Here is a 14,726-nt window from a genome sequence, read left to right on the forward strand (position 1 = left end):
CATGGCCGGTTCTCTTCGGCCTATGGGTGAGCGCTTCCATTTTGGTTGTCGCGCCGGCGGAATGGCGCCTGACGGTTTGATCCCACTATAGGGTTGGACGCCGCGTCGGGGATCGTTCAATATTGAACATAGATGTATTCGGATTTGAACGGGCGACGGATGGATTGGGATCTCTGCAGGACCTTCGTTGCGGTCGCCGACACCGGCAGCTTCACCGCCGCGGCGCGCCGGCTGCATGCCAGCCATCCGACTGTCAGCCGCAAGATCGCGGCGCTGGAGGCGCAACTCGGTACCAAGCTGCTGGCGCGCGCCGCCGATGGTTACGTGCTCACCGCCGATGGGCGCGCCCTGCGCGAGCACGCGGACGCGATGGCCGCCGCCGCGCTCCGGGCCGAGGCGGCGGTCGGCGCCGGTGGTCGCAAGGCGCGCGGCACGGTCAAGCTGTCGATCGGAGCGACGCTGGCCTCGCACTGGCTGATGCCGCGGCTGCGATCCTTCCTGGATGCGCATGATCACATCCGGCTCGAGATCATCACCCATCCGTTTCCGGCCAGCGTGCGGCGGCGGGAGGCCGACGTGGTGCTGCGCCCGGTCGACAGCGGCGAGGAGAATCTGGTCGGCCGCAAGATCGGTCGCCTCGGCACCGGTTTCTATGCGTCGCGCGATTATGCTGCGGGCCGCGCCCTGCCGGAACGCAGCGCCGAGTGGAAGGGGCACAGCGTGATCGGCTTTGCCGATCAGGATTCCAATGCACAGCTGGCGCGCTGGAGCGATACGATCACGCGCCAGGGCACCGTCGTGATGCGCTGCTCCTCGCAGGGCGACATGCTGGCGGCGGTGCGCGCCGGGATCGGAATCTCCGCGCTGTCCTGCTTCGTCGCGGAGAGCTATCCGGATCTCGTGCGCGTCGCGCCGCAGAAGCTCGTCAGCATCGCCGATCTCTGGCTGCTCGCCCATCCCGACCTGGTCGAACTGCCCGCGGTGCGGGCCGTGATCGAATTCGTGGCGCAATGCGCGCGCGTCGATCGCGAGCGGCTGCGGGGTTAGCTTGACGCCGCGAGCACGCCCTCGCGTTTCTTCACCGCGCGATAATAGCTCCACCACAGATGTGCTGCCGCGCCGCGCAGTGGACGCCAGGGTTGGGCGAGCGGCGCCATCTGCTTCTCCGTCGGCCGCGCCTTCAGGCCGAGCCCGATGCGGATGCCCTCCTGCACGGCGAGGTCGCCGGCCGGCCAGGCATCGCCATGGCCGAGGCAGAACAGCAAGTACACGTCGGCGGTCCAGGGGCCGATGCCGGGCAGCGAGATCAACGTGTGATGCGCGGCGTCGGCGTCCTCCTCCGCGAGCACGTCGAGGTTCAGCCGCTGCGCAGTGATTTCACGCGCCAGATGTTTCAATGTCTTGATCTTGGCGGCGGACAGGCCGAGCCGCCCCAGCCGGTCGGTGCGCGCGCGGCGCACGGCGTCATGGTCGAACGGATCGAACGCAGCCGACAGCCGTCCCCAAATGGCCGCCGCGCTTGCCGTCGAGAGCTGTTGGCCGCAGACGATGTGCGCCAGCCCCGTAAACCCCGGCTCGCGCCGCCGCAAGGCGGGCATGCCGGCGATCTCCAGCACCGGCTTGAGGCGCGGATCGCGCTTGATCAGCGCGTGGACGGCTTCTTCGAGATCGGACTGGGTTTCGAGGTGGATGGTCATGGTGATCGACAAGTCTCTCCGGTGTCATGCGCGGGCTTGACCCGCGCATCCATCTCCTATCGTAACAGACTCCTGGAAGAGGGATTGCCGGGTCAAGCCCGGCAATGACAAGTCTTGCGAGAGCCGATGCCACCCGTTTTCCGATTTGCCCCGAGCCCGAACGGCTTCCTGCATCTCGGCCACGCCTATTCCGCGCTGCTCAACTTCGAGCGTGCGCGTGAGAGCGGCGGGCGGCTGTTGCTGCGGATCGAGGATATCGACGTGACGCGCTGCCGGCCGGAATACGACGGGGCGATCTATGAGGATCTCGCCTGGCTCGGGATCGCCTGGGAGACGCCGGTGCGGCGGCAGTCGGAGCATCTGGCCGACTATCGCGCCGCGCTGGATGAGCTTTCAGCGCTCGGCCTCGTCTATCCCGCCTTCGAAAGCCGCGCCGAGATCGCCAAGCTGGTGGCCGCGCGTGAGGCCGATGGGCCGTGGCCGCGCGATCCCGACGGAGCACCGCTCTATCCCGGTGACGCCAGGTCACTGTCGGCCGACGAGCGGTCGCGGTTGATCGCATCCGGCGCGCCTTACGCGTTGCGGCTCGACATCGCCGCCGCCTGCCGCCGCGCTGCCGGCCTGACCTGGAACGAACTGGGCGAAGGACCCGATGCCGAGCACGGTACCGTCCCGGCGCGGCCGGAGGCCTGGGGCGACGTCATCCTGGCCCGCAAGGAAATACCGACCAGTTACCATTTGTCGGTGGCGGTTGACGACGCGCTCCAGGGCGTCAGCGAGATCGTGCGGGGGCAGGACCTGTTTCACGCCACCGCGGTCCACCGCTTGCTCCAAACCCTGCTCGGCCTGCCGGAACCCGCCTACCGCCACCACCGCCTGATGCGCGACGGGGACGGGCGGAAGCTGTCGAAATCGAGCCGGTCGACCGGACTGCGCGAATTGCGCGCGGCCGGCGTCACGCCGGCCGGGATCCGCCAGCTGGTGGGATTAGGTTAAGTTTCTCTGGGGGTTAGCTCAACGCCGCCGTGACTCCGGGTGTTTCGCCGTGCCATGCTTGCGCGATAGCCCGGGTTCGAAGGGGATCTATGGCGGCGAAAAAGCGCCCAGCGCGCACCACGCGGACGTCCAGGCGACCGCCTCGGAAGCGGTCCGGGGCGGCCGGCCGGGTGCGCGGGCGCAGCAGCAAGGCGGTCACGCCTGACGTGGTCCAGGCCGCACTCGCCGCCTTTGCCCACGAGGTCCGCACCCCCCTGACCGGGATTCTGGCGATCAGCGACCTGCTCGCGACCTCCGATCTCGGCGAGCGGGAGCGCCGCTGGGCCGATACCATCAAGGCTGGCGCCGAACACCTGGCGAGCCTTGCCACGCTGTTCGTGGACGCTGCCAGGACGGGGAAGGGGGCGGGGGGAAGCACGCTCCGGCAGGATCTGTTCGACCTGCGGGCGCTCGCCCGCAGCGCCGGCGATTCGCTGGCCGGCCGTGCCGCCGCCAAGGGTCTTCAGGCCGAGGTCGATATTTCAGAGAAGCTGCCGGGATTGGTGGTCGGCGATTCCGTCCGTCTGCGCGCCGCGCTCGAGAACCTGATCGACAATGCCGTGAAATTCACCGATCAGGGCGGCGTGGCGCTTGCGGTCGAGCCCTGGCGTGCCGCCAAGGGCGAGCGCAAAGGCAAGGCAAGGGGCAAAGGCAAGGTCGGCATCGCCTTCGCGGTGTCCGACAGCGGCATTGGCCTCACCATGGCCGAGATCAAGCGGCTGTTCCGTCCGTTCACCCAGGCCAATGTCACCATCGCCTCGCGTTTCGGGGGCGCCGGTCTGGGCTTATCCTCGGTGAAGCAATTGGCGCGCGCCATGGGCGGTGACATCACCGTTGCGCCGCGCCGTGGCGGCGGCGCGACGTTCACCCTGACGGTGTCGCTGGATGTGTCGGGATCGGGCCAATCGCGCAAGACGAAGGAGGGGAGCGAGCCCGAGACGGTGGCCACTCTCCGCGTGCTCAGCGTCGAGGACAATCCGTTCGGCCGCGTGGTGCTCAACACCATCTTGGCCGAACTCGGCCATTTTGCCGAGTTCATCGGGCGCGGCGAGGACGCCATTGACCGTCTCGCCCAGGGCGCGTTCGACGCGGTGCTGATGGACATGGTGCTGCCGGGCATCGACGGGGTCGAAGCCATCAGGCGGATTCGCACGATGCCGACGCCGCTGGCCCGGATCCCCATCATCGGCGTCTCCGGCCGCGGCGAGGACGAGGCGGCCGCGCGCGAGGCCGGTGCCGACGCCTTCCTGGTCAAGCCTGTGTCTCCGCGGGCGCTAGCGACTGCGCTGCTTGAAGCGACACGCCGCGAGGAAGCCGCGACTTGATGATCGCGGCGTTGAGCTCGCCGCCGTAAACGAAGATCGCGGCGATGAAATACAGGAACACCAGTGCGATGATCACCGAGGCGAGCCCCGCATACATCGTCACGTAATTGTTGGCGAAGCGCGCCAGATACTGGCCGAACACGATGCCCGAGATCAGCGACGCCACGATGGTGAAGACGATGCCGGGCAGGATCTGGAGGAAGCCGCGCCGTCCCGCCGGCAGCCAGACGTGCAGGATGATCAGCGCCACCACCAGCGCGCTGATGGTGATGCCGTAGCGCAGCCAGGTGAGGATACTTTCGTTCGACTCGACGAACAGCGGGATATGGCGTCGCGCCGCTTCGATCAGGAGCGGGCCGAGCACGATCAGGAACGCCATGGCGAGCGCGGTGAAAGCAGCAATCAGCGTGTAAAGGATCGATTCCAGCCGCAGCCAGTACCAGCGCCGCATCTCCACCACCGCATAGGCGCGGTTGAGCGCGACGCGGAGCGCCTCGACGCCGTTGGAGGCGAAATAGACCGACAGCGCCGCGCCGATGGTTAGCAGGCCAGTGCGGGTCGTGGTCAGCACGTCGTGAACCTCGCCCGAGATGGAGTCGGCGACCTGCTTGGGCCAGACCTGCAGCATCAGGCTGGCGGCCTGGTCCGCGAGTTCCTTGGAGCCGAAGAACCCGGCGAGCGAGGTCAGCACAATCAGGAACGGGAACAGCGCCATCAGCGTCGACAGCGCGATGTGGCTGGCGATCGCCCAGCCGTCATCGGCCAGGAATGTGTAGAAGGCATCCTCCAGGACGCAGTAAATGTAGCGGATGGCTTTCACGTGGCACCTACACCGCTGCTCTCTCCCCCTGCACGTAGGGAGAGGTCAGGAGCACAAGCAATGGGCGCAAACCGAAAATCATCGCGCTACCATCTGATATTCCTGGCCCAAAAGCCAGTTCGCGAAGCGCCGCGCCGTCATTCCAGGACGCGCGCCGCGCATCGCCCCGGGATGACGCCGGAGGCTGTCGCAGCACCATGGCGGACCGGCGCGCACGGTGTTATCACCCCTCGATGGCATCTATCCTGAGTACTTTCATCCTGCCGATTGCGGTCGGCGCCGTGGCGTTGGTGCTGCTGCTCGGCCTCATCAACATGATGCGCGGCGGCTCGCCCAATACCTCGCAGAAGCTGATGCGCTGGCGCGTGCTGCTTCAGTTCGTGGCGATCGTCATCGCCATGGCTGCAGTCTGGGCGATGGGACGCTAACATGGTCACGTTGAACCGCATCTACACGAAGACCGGTGACGACGGCACGACGGCGCTCGGAACCGGCGAGCGTCGTCCGAAATACGATCTGCGCATCGAGGCCTATGGCACCGTAGACGAGACCAATGCCGCGATCGGCGTGGTGCGGATCTACACGCATGATCTTCCCGAGTTCGACGCGATGCTCGGCCGCATCCAGAATGATCTGTTCGATCTCGGTGCCGACCTCGCAGTGCCCGAGCGCGAAGGCAAAGCGGAGCGGCTGCGGGTGGTGGCGAGCCAGGTCGAGCGGCTGGAGCGTGACATCGACGCGCTCAACGACAAGCTTGCGCCGCTGACCTCCTTCGTGCTGCCCGGCGGGACGCCGGCCGCAGCTCATCTCCACGTCGCGCGTACAATATGCCGCCGTGCGGAACGCGTGATCGTGGAACTGGCGGCCAAGCCCAACGAGCAGGTGGGCGCGGCTGGCATCCAATATATGAACCGCCTGTCGGACTTCCTGTTCGTGGCCAGCCGCGCCGCCAACGGCAATGGTGCCGGCGACGTACTCTGGGTTCCCGGCCAGAACCGCTGACCCATCTGGGCGCTGTATTTCTAAGGTCTAAAATTTGGCCCCTTGGCGCGTTGACCGGGCCTGATCAGGCCTTTAGGTTCCGCGCCAGTTGATAACCCCCCTCCCAAATTGTGAAAGAGGATCGATGAAGGTCTTGGTGCCGGTAAAGCGGGTGGTCGATTACAACGTCAAGGTCCGCGTCAAGGGCGATGGATCGGGCGTTGAACTCGCCAACGTCAAAATGTCCATGAATCCGTTCGACGAGATCGCGGTCGAGGAAGCGCTGCGCCTGAAGGAAGGTGGCAAGGCCACCGAGGTCGTGGTGGTCTCGATCGGACCCGCGCAGGCGTCGGAGACGATCCGCACCGGGCTCGCCATGGGCGCCGACCGCGGCATCCTGGTGAAGGCCGAGGGAAATGTCGAGCCGCTCGCGGTCGCCAAGATTCTGAAGAAGGTCGCGGAAGAAGAGCAGCCGGGCCTGATCATCCTCGGCAAGCAGGCGATCGATGATGACAGCAACCAGACCGGCCAGATGCTGGCCGCGCTGCTCGGCTGGTCGCAGGCGACCTTCGCCTCCAAGCTCGATGTCGAAGGATCCGACTTCAAGGTCACCCGCGAAGTCGACGGCGGTCTGCAGACCGTGAAGCTGAAGGGACCGGCGATCGTCACCACAGACCTTCGCCTCAACGAGCCGCGCTATGCTTCGCTGCCCAACATCATGAAGGCCAAGAAGAAGCCGATCGCGGAGAAGACCGTCGCCGATTACGGCGTCGACGTCGCCGCGCGCCTCGAGGTTCTCAAGACCACTGAACCGGCGGGCCGCAAGGCGGGCGTCAAGGTCAAGGACGTCGCCGAGCTGGTGTCCAAACTCAAGAACGAAGCCGGGGTGCTCTGATGACGACGCTGCTGATTGCCGAACACGACAACGCGTCGTTGAAGGATGCGACCAACAAGGCTCTCACCGCGGCTGCCGCGCTCGGCGCCGACGTCGAGGTGCTGGTGGCCGGCCAGAACGCCAAGGCCGCGGCGGATGCCGCAGCCAAGCTTGCCGGCGTGAAGAAGGTGCTGCTCGCCGACGGCGACCTCTATGCGCACGATCTCGCCGAGCCGCTGGCCGCGCTGGTGGTGTCGCTGGCCTCCGGCTATGACGCGATCGTCGCGCCCGCGACCTCGCGCTTCAAGAACGTGATGCCGCGCATCGCCGCCCTGCTCGACGTCATGCAGGTCTCGGAGATCATCAAGGTGGTCGCCCCCGATACCTTCGAGCGTCCGATCTATGCCGGCAACGCCATCCAGACAGTAAAGTCCAAGGACGCCAAGAAGGTCATCACGGTGCGGACCTCGACCTTCGCCGCAGCTGGCGAAGGTGGCAGCGCGGCGGTCGAGAACGTCGCGGCGGCGGCCGATCCCGGCCTGTCGTCGTTCGTTGGTGAGGAGGTCGCCAAGAGCGACCGTCCCGAGCTGACTTCGGCCAAGATCATCGTCTCCGGTGGCCGCGCCATGCAGAGCCGCGAGAATTTCGCCAAGTACATCGAGCCGCTCGCCGACAAGCTCGGCGCTGGTGTCGGTGCCTCGCGCGCCGCGGTGGACGCCGGCTATGCGCCGAACGACTGGCAGGTCGGCCAGACCGGCAAGGTCGTGGCCCCCGAGCTCTATGTCGCCGTCGGCATTTCCGGCGCGATCCAGCATCTGGCCGGCATGAAGGACTCCAAGGTGATCGTCGCGATCAACAAGGACGAGGACGCGCCGATCTTCCAGGTCGCCGATTACGGCCTGGTCGCCGACCTCTACCAGGCGGTTCCGGAGCTCACGGCCGAACTCGGCAAACTCGGCAAGTAAAACGAGCCAAAAACACCGGCCGGAGCTAAAAACTCCGGCCGGTGTTGCTTTTTGAGGCGTTTTCTTTGGCGTGGGGCACGCCTTCGAAGCGATCCAATCTAGGTTTCGAGCCAAGGTTCTGATTAAATCGGACCTCCCGGCTCGGGGGATAGGCAGGCGCGACATGCGCGCCGTTCCGGTGGATGACAAGATGGCGGCAGTGATCAAGAAGGTCGGCGTGATCGGCGCGGGTCAGATGGGCAATGGCATCGCGCATGTTGCGGCGCTGGCCGGCTTCGACGTGGTGCTCAACGACGTTTCGGCCGACCGCCTCAAGTCGGGCATGGCCACCATCAACGGCAATCTGGCGCGGCAAGTCTCCAAGAAGGCCGTCTCCGAGGACGACAAGGCCAAGGCGATGGCGCGCATCTCGCTGGCCGAGAAGCTGGACGACCTCGCCGACTGCGATCTCGTGATCGAGACCGCGGTCGAGAAGGAAGAGGTCAAGCGCAGGATTTTCCACGAGCTCTGCGCCGTGTTGAAGCCGGAGGCGATCGTCGCCTCCGATACGTCCTCGATCTCGATCACGCGGCTCGCCGCCGCCACGGACCGGCCGGAACGCTTTATCGGCATTCACTTCATGAATCCGGTGCCGTTGATGGAGCTGGTGGAGCTGATCCGCGGCATCGCCACCGACGATTCCACCTTCGAGACAGCCAAGGAATTCGTCGGCAAGCTCGGCAAGCAGGTCGCGGTCTCCGAGGATTTTCCGGCCTTCATCGTCAACCGCATCCTGCTGCCGATGATCAATGAGGCGATCTACACGCTGTACGAAGGCGTCGGCAATGTCGAGGCGATCGACGCCGCGATGAAGCTCGGCGCGCACCATCCGATGGGCCCGCTGGAGCTCGCCGATTTCATCGGCCTCGACACCTGTCTCTCTATCATGCAGGTGCTGCATGAGGGGCTGGCCGACTCCAAGTACCGTCCGTGCCCGCTGCTGGTGAAATACGTCGAGGCCGGCTGGCTCGGCCGCAAGACGCAGCGCGGCTTCTACGACTACCGCGGCGCAAAGCCGGTTCCGACGCGGTAAGGGAGCCGTCCCCGGACGCAGCGCGGAGCGCTGTCGAGCCGGGGCTCAGAAGCCGCGTGCACGCTGAAGCATGGGTCCCGGCTCTGCGTCGCGTCACTTCGTGCCGCACCTTGTCCGGGACACGAGACCCGCTTCCGCTCACCTCCCGTTAACCTCTCGCGCCTAGGTTACGTCCAGTACGAGGGTTCGCGTAATGGACATGATGGCGATGGTCAGCACCATGCTGGCCGCTCAGCAAGGCGCGCTGCAGTCGAATATTGCGGCGACGCTGACCAAGCAGAACGCGGATATGGAGAAATCCACCGTCCTGACGCTGCTCGGCGCCGGTCAGCCCTCGCTTGCCAATGTCGGCCCCGGCGTCGGCGGCAATCTCAACGTCACCGCCTGAAGATACCTAAAGCGACGCGGCGGCCTTGCCGGTCGCGGCCCGGATCAGCTTGAGCGCGTCCTCGCTGGCCCATTCCGCGGGTCCCGCAATCGTCGCGATCTCGCAGCCTTGCGGGTCGACCAGCACCGAAGTCGGCATCCCCAGCGCCCGGCCTATCGCCTTAAGATCCTGGAAAGCCTTGGCTTTCTGGTCGCTGAAATAGCTGAGCCTGACAAGATTGGCCTCTTTCAGGAAGGTCTTGGGCTTCTCGGGATCGCGGGTGTCGATATTGATCGCCACCACCTCGAAATTCGGGCCGGACAGCTTGCCCTGGAGCTCGTCCAGCGCCGGCATCTCCTTGCGGCAGGGCACGCACCAGGTGGCCCAGAGGTTCACCAGCAGCGTCTTGCCGCGGAAATCGGACAGCTTCTTCGGCTTGCCGTCGGCATCCTCGAAGGTGAGGTCGGGCAGCTTCAGCGGGGCGCTGGCCATGGTCAGCGCCGCGACCTCGCCGTGGGCAAGCGGGGCGATTTTCTGCGCCGTCGCGACCGCCGGCTTGCAGGTCGGATCGCCTGAGGGCGCGCGACTCAGGCCCAGCCCGTACAGCGCGGCGAAGCCGGCCAGGCCCACGACCGCCACGGCGGCGATGACGAGGGGGATCCGGCGCTTTGCGGAGGGCGTCTTGTCGAGCATATCGTTTGTCATCCGGTCGCAGATATGGCTATCAGGGGCCTCTTAATACGGCTGGCAGCAGTCGGCAAACGTGCGGCGACAGCAAGGCGTGAGCAGGGGATCATGAGCAACAAGATGTGGGGCGGCCGGTTCTCGGAACGTCCCGATGAGATCATGGAAGAGATCAACGTCTCCATCGACGTCGATCGTCACCTCTTCGCGCAGGACATTGCCGCGTCCAAGGCCCACGCCGCGATGCTGGCCAGCCAGGGCATCATCACGGCCTCTGATGCGAAAAATATCGGCAAGGGTCTAGACACGATCTTGTCAGAGATCGGCAAGGGCGGCTTCACGTTTAAGCGCGCGCTCGAAGACATCCATATGAACGTCGAGAGCCGCCTGTCCGAGCTGATCGGGCCCGCCGCCGGCCGCCTGCACACGGCGCGTTCGCGCAACGACCAGGTCGCGACCGATTTCCGCCTGTTCGTCCGCGACGTCATCGACGAGACCGATGCTGCGCTCGCCGCGTTCCAGCAGGCGCTGGTAGAGCGCGCGCTGGAACACGCCGCAACCGTGATGCCCGGTTTCACGCATCTGCAGACCGCGCAGCCCGTCACCTTCGGTCACCACTTGCTGGCCTATGTCGAGATGGCGGCGCGCGACCGCGGCCGCTTCCAGGACGCGCGCAAGCGGCTGAACGAATCCCCGCTGGGCGCGGCCGCGCTCGCCGGCACCTCGTTCCCGATCGACCGCCATGCCACCGCGAAGGCGCTGCTGTTCGACCGCCCGATGGCGAACTCGCTCGATGCGGTGTCCGACCGCGACTTCGTGCTGGAGACGCTTTCGGCGGCCGCGATCTGCGCCGTGCACATGTCGCGCTTTGCCGAGGAGATCGTGATCTGGACCTCGCCGCTGGTCGGCCTTGTCAGGCTCAGCGACAAGTTCACCACGGGCTCCTCGATCATGCCGCAGAAGCGCAATCCGGATGCCGCCGAGCTGGTGCGTGCCAAGACCGGCCGCGTCATCGGCGCGCTCAACGGGCTTCTGATCGTCATGAAGGGCCTGCCGCTCGCCTATCAAAAGGACATGCAAGAGGACAAGCAGGGCGCCATGGAGGGCTTTGCCGCGCTGTCGCTGGCGATCCGCGCCATGACCGGCATGGTCCGCGACCTCGTGCCCGATGAAGCCAGGATGAAGGCGGCAGCCGGCGAGGGCTATGCCACGGCGACCGATCTCGCCGACTGGCTGGTACGGACGCTGAAGATGCCGTTCCGCGAGGCCCACCACGTCACCGGCCGCATCGTCGCCATGGCGGCCGAGGGCGGCGTGGCGCTGCACGAGCTGCCGCTGACGCAGATGCAGGCGATCGAGCCGAAGATCACCAAGGAGGTGCTCGGCGTGCTCTCGGTCGAATCGTCGGTGAAGAGCCGGACCAGCTTCGGCGGCACCGCGCCGAAGAACGTGGCATCTCAGGCAAAGAGCTGGGCGAAGCGGCTGGAAAAAGAGCGAAAATCGGGCTGAGGGCAAAATTTCGCTTATCTTTCATGGTCATCCGGCTCTCGCCAGAGCGCGCCAATCTCTGTATGGTGCGCGCCGCGTAGTGGGGATTTCGTCGTGACGTCAAAGTTTCGCCCGGCCGGCTCGGGGTGGGCCATCATTGTCCTTAGCCTGACGGCGCTGGCGCTCGCCGGCTGCGGCCGCAAAGGCCCGCTGGATCTGCCGCCGACCGCGTCCGCGACCACGGGCGCCGCGCCGGCCGACGCCGAGACCGAAGCCCCGAGGGCGCCGGGCACGCTCAGCCCCACCTATAGTGCGGATCCTGCGCCTGCGGCGGCGAAGGGCCGCAAGAAGCCGTTTATTCTCGATCCGCTCCTGGACGAACCTCCCGCCCGGAAATAAGCCGGGACAACCGAGCCTGCGCCATGAACCATTTCGACTATCGCAACGGCGTGCTGCACGCCGAGGCGGTGAACCTGTCCGAGCTGGCTGCGACCGTCGGCACGCCGTTCTATTGCTATTCGACCGCGACGCTGGAGCGGCACTACCGCGTCTTCGCAGATGCCTTCGCCGGCGAGAAGGTGCTGGTCTGCTACGCCATGAAGGCGAACTCCAACCAGTCGGTGCTGCGCACGCTGGCCAAGCTCGGCGCCGGTGCCGACGTCGTCTCGGGCGGTGAGCTGAAGCGGGCACTGGCCGCCGGCATTCCCGCCAGCAAGATCCTGTTCTCCGGCGTCGGCAAGACCGAGGCCGAGCTGCGCGCCGCGCTTGCCGCCGACATCCTCTGCCTCAACGTCGAATCCGAGCCCGAGCTCGAGCTGTTGTCGCGGCTTGCGACCGAGATGGGCAAGACCGCGCGCATCTCCGTGCGCGTCAATCCCGACGTCGATGCCGGCACGCATGCCAAGATCTCCACCGGCAAATCCGAGAACAAGTTCGGCATCCCGATCGCCCATGCGCGCGAGGTCTATGCCCGCGCGGCGAGACTGCCGGGCATCGAGGTGACCGGCACCGACGTGCATATCGGCAGCCAGATCACCGACCTCTCCAAGATGGAGACCGCGTTCCGCATCCTCTCCGAATTCGTGCAGACGCTGCGCGCCGACGGTCACAACATCAGTCACGTCGATTTCGGCGGCGGTCTCGGCATTCCCTATTACATGGACCGCGAGGCGCCGCCGGCGCCCGACGCCTATGCCGCCATGGTCAAGCGCGTCAGCCACAATCTCGGCTGCACGCTGATGTTCGAGCCGGGCCGCATGATCGTCGGCAATGCCGGCATCCTAGTCGCGAAGGTCATCTACGTGAAGCACGGCGACGGCAAGAATTTCGTCATCATCGACGCCGCCATGAACGATCTGATCCGCCCGACCCTGTACGAGGCGCATCACGACATCCTGCCGGTGACGCAGGCTGCGAAGGGCGCGGCCACCATCACGGCCGACGTCGTCGGCCCGGTCTGCGAGACCGGCGACTACCTCGCGCTCGACCGCACCCTGCCGACGCCGAAGCCGGGCGACCTGCTCGCCATCATGACCGCAGGCGCCTATGGCGCGGTGCAGGCCGGCACCTACAATACGCGGCCCTTGGTGCCCGAGGTGCTGGTGAAGGACGACCAATACGCCGTCGTGCGCCCGCGCATCGAGGTCGAGCAACTGATCGCGATGGACACGCCGGCGCCGTGGTTGTGAGTCGGCAACGCCGGCTCAACGGCCGCGGTGTCATCCCCGCGAAGGCGCGGATCCCTAACCACAGGGCGTAGTTGCCTGACGAAGCTCTAACTCCGAGTCCTCGTAATCACATCCGCCTGTGGTTATGGGTCCCGGGGCTCGCGCTCCGCGCGCCCCGGGGACGACAGCGGTTGCTGGCGCTACTTCCCCGCCAATCCGCCCTTGCCGCCAACTACCACCCCCGCCTTCTTCTCGATCGGCTTGATCGCTGCGGTGAAATCGGACTCGGCGCCCTCCGCGCTGATCACGGTCTCCCACAAACGTCCCACGGCGTCAGCGACCTCCATCGACAGGCCGAGCTGCTTCATTTCCTCCAGCGCCAGCCGCACGTCCTTCACCATCAATCCCGTGGCAAAGCCGAAGTCGAAGGTGCGCGGCAGCACCGCGCGCGGAAACTTGTCGCGGCTCGCGGTATTCATGCCGGAGCCGGCATTGATGACGTCGATCATCACGGCGGGATCGAGCCCGGCCTTGACGCCCATCACCACCGCTTCCGACGTCGCCACGATCGCGGTCGCCGACAGGAAATTGTTGGCGAGCTTCATGGTCTGCGCTGCGCCGGGCTTCTCGCCGATGAAGAACACCTTTCCGATCACGTCGAGCGCGGGCTTGAGCAGCTCGAACTCCGCCTTCGGCCCCGACACCATCACGGCCAGCGTGCCCTTCTCGGCGCCGCCGACCCCGCCCGACACGGGACAGTCGATCTGCACGATGTTGCGTTTGGCGAGCAGGCCGTGAATCCTAGCCGCCATCGCCGAGCCGACGGTGGAGAGATCGACGAAGCGCTTCGCGCGGCTCCCTTCGACCACGCCATTGGCGCCGGTGGCGACGTCGAGCGAGGCCTGCAGCGAAGGCAGGCTCGCCATCACCGTCTCGACCTGGTCGGCGACATCCTTCGGCGATGTCCCAGCCAGGGCGCCGCGCGCCACCAGCTTCTCGACCACGTCCTTGCGCGTGTCGAACACGACGAGCCTGTGTCCCGCCTCGATCAGCCGCCGCGCCATCGGGAAGCCCATGTTTCCGAGCCCGATGAATCCGATGTCCATGGTGTTTCCTTGTTCCGTTTTCGTTGTTGTTGGATGTGAAAGCGGCGATCACTCTCTGCTCGTCGTCCCGGGGCATCGCGAAGCGATGAGCCCGGGACCCATACCCCCAGGGAGGAGTCGTCGTGCGAAAGCGGTCACTCCGAGTTCCCGTAACCACGTCTTCCTGTGGTTATGGGTCCCGGGCTCGCGCTCCGCGCGCCCCAGGACGACAGCGGAGATTGCAGCCCTCACGCCTTCCCATCGATCTCCGCAAACACCTCGCGCGCGATGCGGAAGCTGTCGACGGCGGCGGGCATGCCGCCGTAGATCGCGACCTGCATCAGGATCTCGCGGATCTCGTCGCGGGTCACGCCATTGGTCAGTGCGCCCTTCAGATGCGCGCGAAACTCATGCTGGCGGTTGAGGATCGCGATCATCGCGATGTTGAGCATGCTGCGGGTCTTGCGCGGCAGCTCCTCGCGGCCCCAGACCGTGCCCCAGCAATATTCGTTGAGCATCTCCTGGAACGGGCGGTTGAAGTCGTCGACGTTCTTCAGGGCGTTGTTGACATAGGCCTCGCCCAGCACCGCTTTGCGGACTTCCAGGCCCTTGTCGTGCATCTTCTTGTCCATGGCGTTTCCTTCGTTCTCCTCGGGGATGGCGCCG

The 14,726-nt window shown here is 66.1% G+C and carries 17 protein-coding genes; 12 read left to right on the forward strand and 5 right to left on the reverse strand.

The features are described 5' to 3' along the window. Positions 1-159 precede the first annotated feature (159 nt). Positions 160-1,047, forward strand: coding sequence for a LysR family transcriptional regulator (locus BCCGELA001_RS04835; RefSeq protein ID WP_060734742.1), 888 nt, complete (start codon positions 160-162; stop codon positions 1,045-1,047). On the opposite strand, the gene BCCGELA001_RS04840 is transcribed toward BCCGELA001_RS04835, so the two are convergent. After that, on the reverse strand, positions 1,044-1,697 hold the full coding sequence (locus BCCGELA001_RS04840; protein WP_060734743.1) for a DNA-3-methyladenine glycosylase family protein: 654 nt from the start codon (positions 1,695-1,697) through the stop codon (positions 1,044-1,046). The two genes, BCCGELA001_RS04835 and BCCGELA001_RS04840, sit on opposite strands and share 4 nt — an antisense overlap. A 126-nt stretch (positions 1,698-1,823) precedes the next feature. On the opposite strand from BCCGELA001_RS04840, the gene gluQRS reads away from it, so the two are divergent. Next, positions 1,824-2,693, forward strand: coding sequence for a tRNA glutamyl-Q(34) synthetase GluQRS (gene gluQRS, locus BCCGELA001_RS04845; protein WP_060734744.1), 870 nt, complete (start codon positions 1,824-1,826; stop codon positions 2,691-2,693). Between the two features lie 89 nt (positions 2,694-2,782). Further along, complete coding sequence (locus tag BCCGELA001_RS04850) at positions 2,783-4,057, forward strand: ATP-binding protein (protein ID WP_060734745.1); 1,275 nt, start codon at positions 2,783-2,785, stop codon at positions 4,055-4,057. Here the strand turns inward: BCCGELA001_RS04850 and BCCGELA001_RS04855 are convergent. After that, entirely contained in the window at positions 3,984-4,877 is an 894-nt protein-coding gene (locus BCCGELA001_RS04855; protein ID WP_060734746.1) for a YihY/virulence factor BrkB family protein, read from the reverse strand. The two genes, BCCGELA001_RS04850 and BCCGELA001_RS04855, sit on opposite strands and share 74 nt — an antisense overlap. A 233-nt stretch (positions 4,878-5,110) precedes the next feature. On the opposite strand from BCCGELA001_RS04855, the gene BCCGELA001_RS04860 reads away from it, so the two are divergent. From BCCGELA001_RS04860 to BCCGELA001_RS04885, 6 genes are all read left to right on the forward strand, one after another. Then, positions 5,111-5,305 (forward strand): twin transmembrane helix small protein, encoded by a 195-nt coding sequence (locus BCCGELA001_RS04860; protein WP_008543342.1) that lies wholly within the window; start codon positions 5,111-5,113, stop codon positions 5,303-5,305. A gap of 1 nt (position 5,306) precedes the next feature. After that, entirely contained in the window at positions 5,307-5,879 is a 573-nt protein-coding gene (locus BCCGELA001_RS04865) for a cob(I)yrinic acid a,c-diamide adenosyltransferase (RefSeq protein ID WP_008543344.1), read from the forward strand. A gap of 124 nt (positions 5,880-6,003) precedes the next feature. Continuing rightward, on the forward strand, positions 6,004-6,753 hold the full coding sequence (locus BCCGELA001_RS04870) for an electron transfer flavoprotein subunit beta/FixA family protein (RefSeq protein ID WP_008543346.1): 750 nt from the start codon (positions 6,004-6,006) through the stop codon (positions 6,751-6,753). Next, entirely contained in the window at positions 6,753-7,697 is a 945-nt protein-coding gene (locus tag BCCGELA001_RS04875; RefSeq protein WP_008543349.1) for an electron transfer flavoprotein subunit alpha/FixB family protein, read from the forward strand. The genes BCCGELA001_RS04870 and BCCGELA001_RS04875 overlap by 1 nt, the downstream gene beginning before the upstream one ends. A gap of 190 nt (positions 7,698-7,887) precedes the next feature. After that, complete coding sequence (locus BCCGELA001_RS04880; protein ID WP_008543351.1) at positions 7,888-8,769, forward strand: 3-hydroxybutyryl-CoA dehydrogenase; 882 nt, start codon at positions 7,888-7,890, stop codon at positions 8,767-8,769. A 193-nt stretch (positions 8,770-8,962) separates the two neighbouring features. Then, positions 8,963-9,157, forward strand: coding sequence for a hypothetical protein (locus BCCGELA001_RS04885; RefSeq protein ID WP_008543352.1), 195 nt, complete (start codon positions 8,963-8,965; stop codon positions 9,155-9,157). A gap of 6 nt (positions 9,158-9,163) precedes the next feature. On the opposite strand, the gene tlpA is transcribed toward BCCGELA001_RS04885, so the two are convergent. After that, positions 9,164-9,829, reverse strand: coding sequence for a thiol:disulfide interchange protein TlpA (gene tlpA / locus BCCGELA001_RS04890; RefSeq protein WP_083543291.1), 666 nt, complete (start codon positions 9,827-9,829; stop codon positions 9,164-9,166). Between the two features lie 102 nt (positions 9,830-9,931). On the opposite strand from tlpA, the gene argH reads away from it, so the two are divergent. The 3 genes from argH (at position 9,932) to lysA (ending at position 12,996) form a co-directional block, all read left to right on the forward strand. Beyond that, entirely contained in the window at positions 9,932-11,329 is a 1,398-nt protein-coding gene (gene argH, locus BCCGELA001_RS04895; RefSeq protein ID WP_060734747.1) for an argininosuccinate lyase, read from the forward strand. Positions 11,330-11,422: 93 nt separating this feature from the next. Further along, positions 11,423-11,707 carry an LPS translocon maturation chaperone LptM gene (gene lptM / locus BCCGELA001_RS04900; RefSeq protein ID WP_060734748.1) on the forward strand — a complete coding sequence of 95 codons (285 nt, stop codon included), beginning with the start codon at positions 11,423-11,425 and terminating at the stop codon, positions 11,705-11,707. Between the two features lie 23 nt (positions 11,708-11,730). Continuing rightward, the gene (gene lysA / locus BCCGELA001_RS04905; RefSeq protein WP_008543364.1) at positions 11,731-12,996 is read left to right on the forward strand and encodes a diaminopimelate decarboxylase; all 1,266 of its coding nucleotides are present in this window, start codon (positions 11,731-11,733) and stop codon (positions 12,994-12,996) included. Between the two features lie 179 nt (positions 12,997-13,175). Here lysA and BCCGELA001_RS04910 read toward each other — a convergent pair whose 3' ends face one another. Next, complete coding sequence (locus BCCGELA001_RS04910) at positions 13,176-14,081, reverse strand: NAD(P)-dependent oxidoreductase (protein WP_060734749.1); 906 nt, start codon at positions 14,079-14,081, stop codon at positions 13,176-13,178. Between the two features lie 227 nt (positions 14,082-14,308). Then, positions 14,309-14,692, reverse strand: a complete 384-nt coding sequence (locus tag BCCGELA001_RS04915) for a carboxymuconolactone decarboxylase family protein (protein WP_008567285.1) — start codon at positions 14,690-14,692, stop codon at positions 14,309-14,311. Between the last annotated feature and the right edge of the window lie 34 nt (positions 14,693-14,726).

It is taken from the genome of Bradyrhizobium sp. CCGE-LA001 (assembly GCF_000296215.2).
Taxonomy (GTDB): domain Bacteria; phylum Pseudomonadota; class Alphaproteobacteria; order Rhizobiales; family Xanthobacteraceae; genus Bradyrhizobium.

Excerpts from the sequence above, each read along its gene's own strand:
- BCCGELA001_RS04835 (WP_060734742.1), top strand. The coding sequence starts at position 160 with ATGGATTGGGATCTCTGCAGGACCTTCGTTGCGGTCGCCGACACCGGC.
- BCCGELA001_RS04840 (WP_060734743.1), bottom strand. The coding sequence starts at position 1,697 with ATGACCATCCACCTCGAAACCCAGTCCGATCTCGAAGAAGCCGTCCAC.
- gluQRS (WP_060734744.1), top strand. The coding sequence starts at position 1,824 with ATGCCACCCGTTTTCCGATTTGCCCCGAGCCCGAACGGCTTCCTGCAT.
- BCCGELA001_RS04850 (WP_060734745.1), top strand. The coding sequence starts at position 2,783 with ATGGCGGCGAAAAAGCGCCCAGCGCGCACCACGCGGACGTCCAGGCGA.
- BCCGELA001_RS04860 (WP_008543342.1), top strand. The coding sequence starts at position 5,111 with ATGGCATCTATCCTGAGTACTTTCATCCTGCCGATTGCGGTCGGCGCC.
- BCCGELA001_RS04865 (WP_008543344.1), top strand. The coding sequence starts at position 5,307 with ATGGTCACGTTGAACCGCATCTACACGAAGACCGGTGACGACGGCACG.
- BCCGELA001_RS04870 (WP_008543346.1), top strand. The coding sequence starts at position 6,004 with ATGAAGGTCTTGGTGCCGGTAAAGCGGGTGGTCGATTACAACGTCAAG.
- BCCGELA001_RS04875 (WP_008543349.1), top strand. The coding sequence starts at position 6,753 with ATGACGACGCTGCTGATTGCCGAACACGACAACGCGTCGTTGAAGGAT.
- BCCGELA001_RS04880 (WP_008543351.1), top strand. The coding sequence starts at position 7,888 with ATGGCGGCAGTGATCAAGAAGGTCGGCGTGATCGGCGCGGGTCAGATG.
- BCCGELA001_RS04885 (WP_008543352.1), top strand. The coding sequence starts at position 8,963 with ATGGACATGATGGCGATGGTCAGCACCATGCTGGCCGCTCAGCAAGGC.
- tlpA (WP_083543291.1), bottom strand. The coding sequence starts at position 9,829 with ATGCTCGACAAGACGCCCTCCGCAAAGCGCCGGATCCCCCTCGTCATC.
- argH (WP_060734747.1), top strand. The coding sequence starts at position 9,932 with ATGAGCAACAAGATGTGGGGCGGCCGGTTCTCGGAACGTCCCGATGAG.
- lysA (WP_008543364.1), top strand. The coding sequence starts at position 11,731 with ATGAACCATTTCGACTATCGCAACGGCGTGCTGCACGCCGAGGCGGTG.
- BCCGELA001_RS04910 (WP_060734749.1), bottom strand. The coding sequence starts at position 14,081 with ATGGACATCGGATTCATCGGGCTCGGAAACATGGGCTTCCCGATGGCG.
- BCCGELA001_RS04915 (WP_008567285.1), bottom strand. The coding sequence starts at position 14,692 with ATGGACAAGAAGATGCACGACAAGGGCCTGGAAGTCCGCAAAGCGGTG.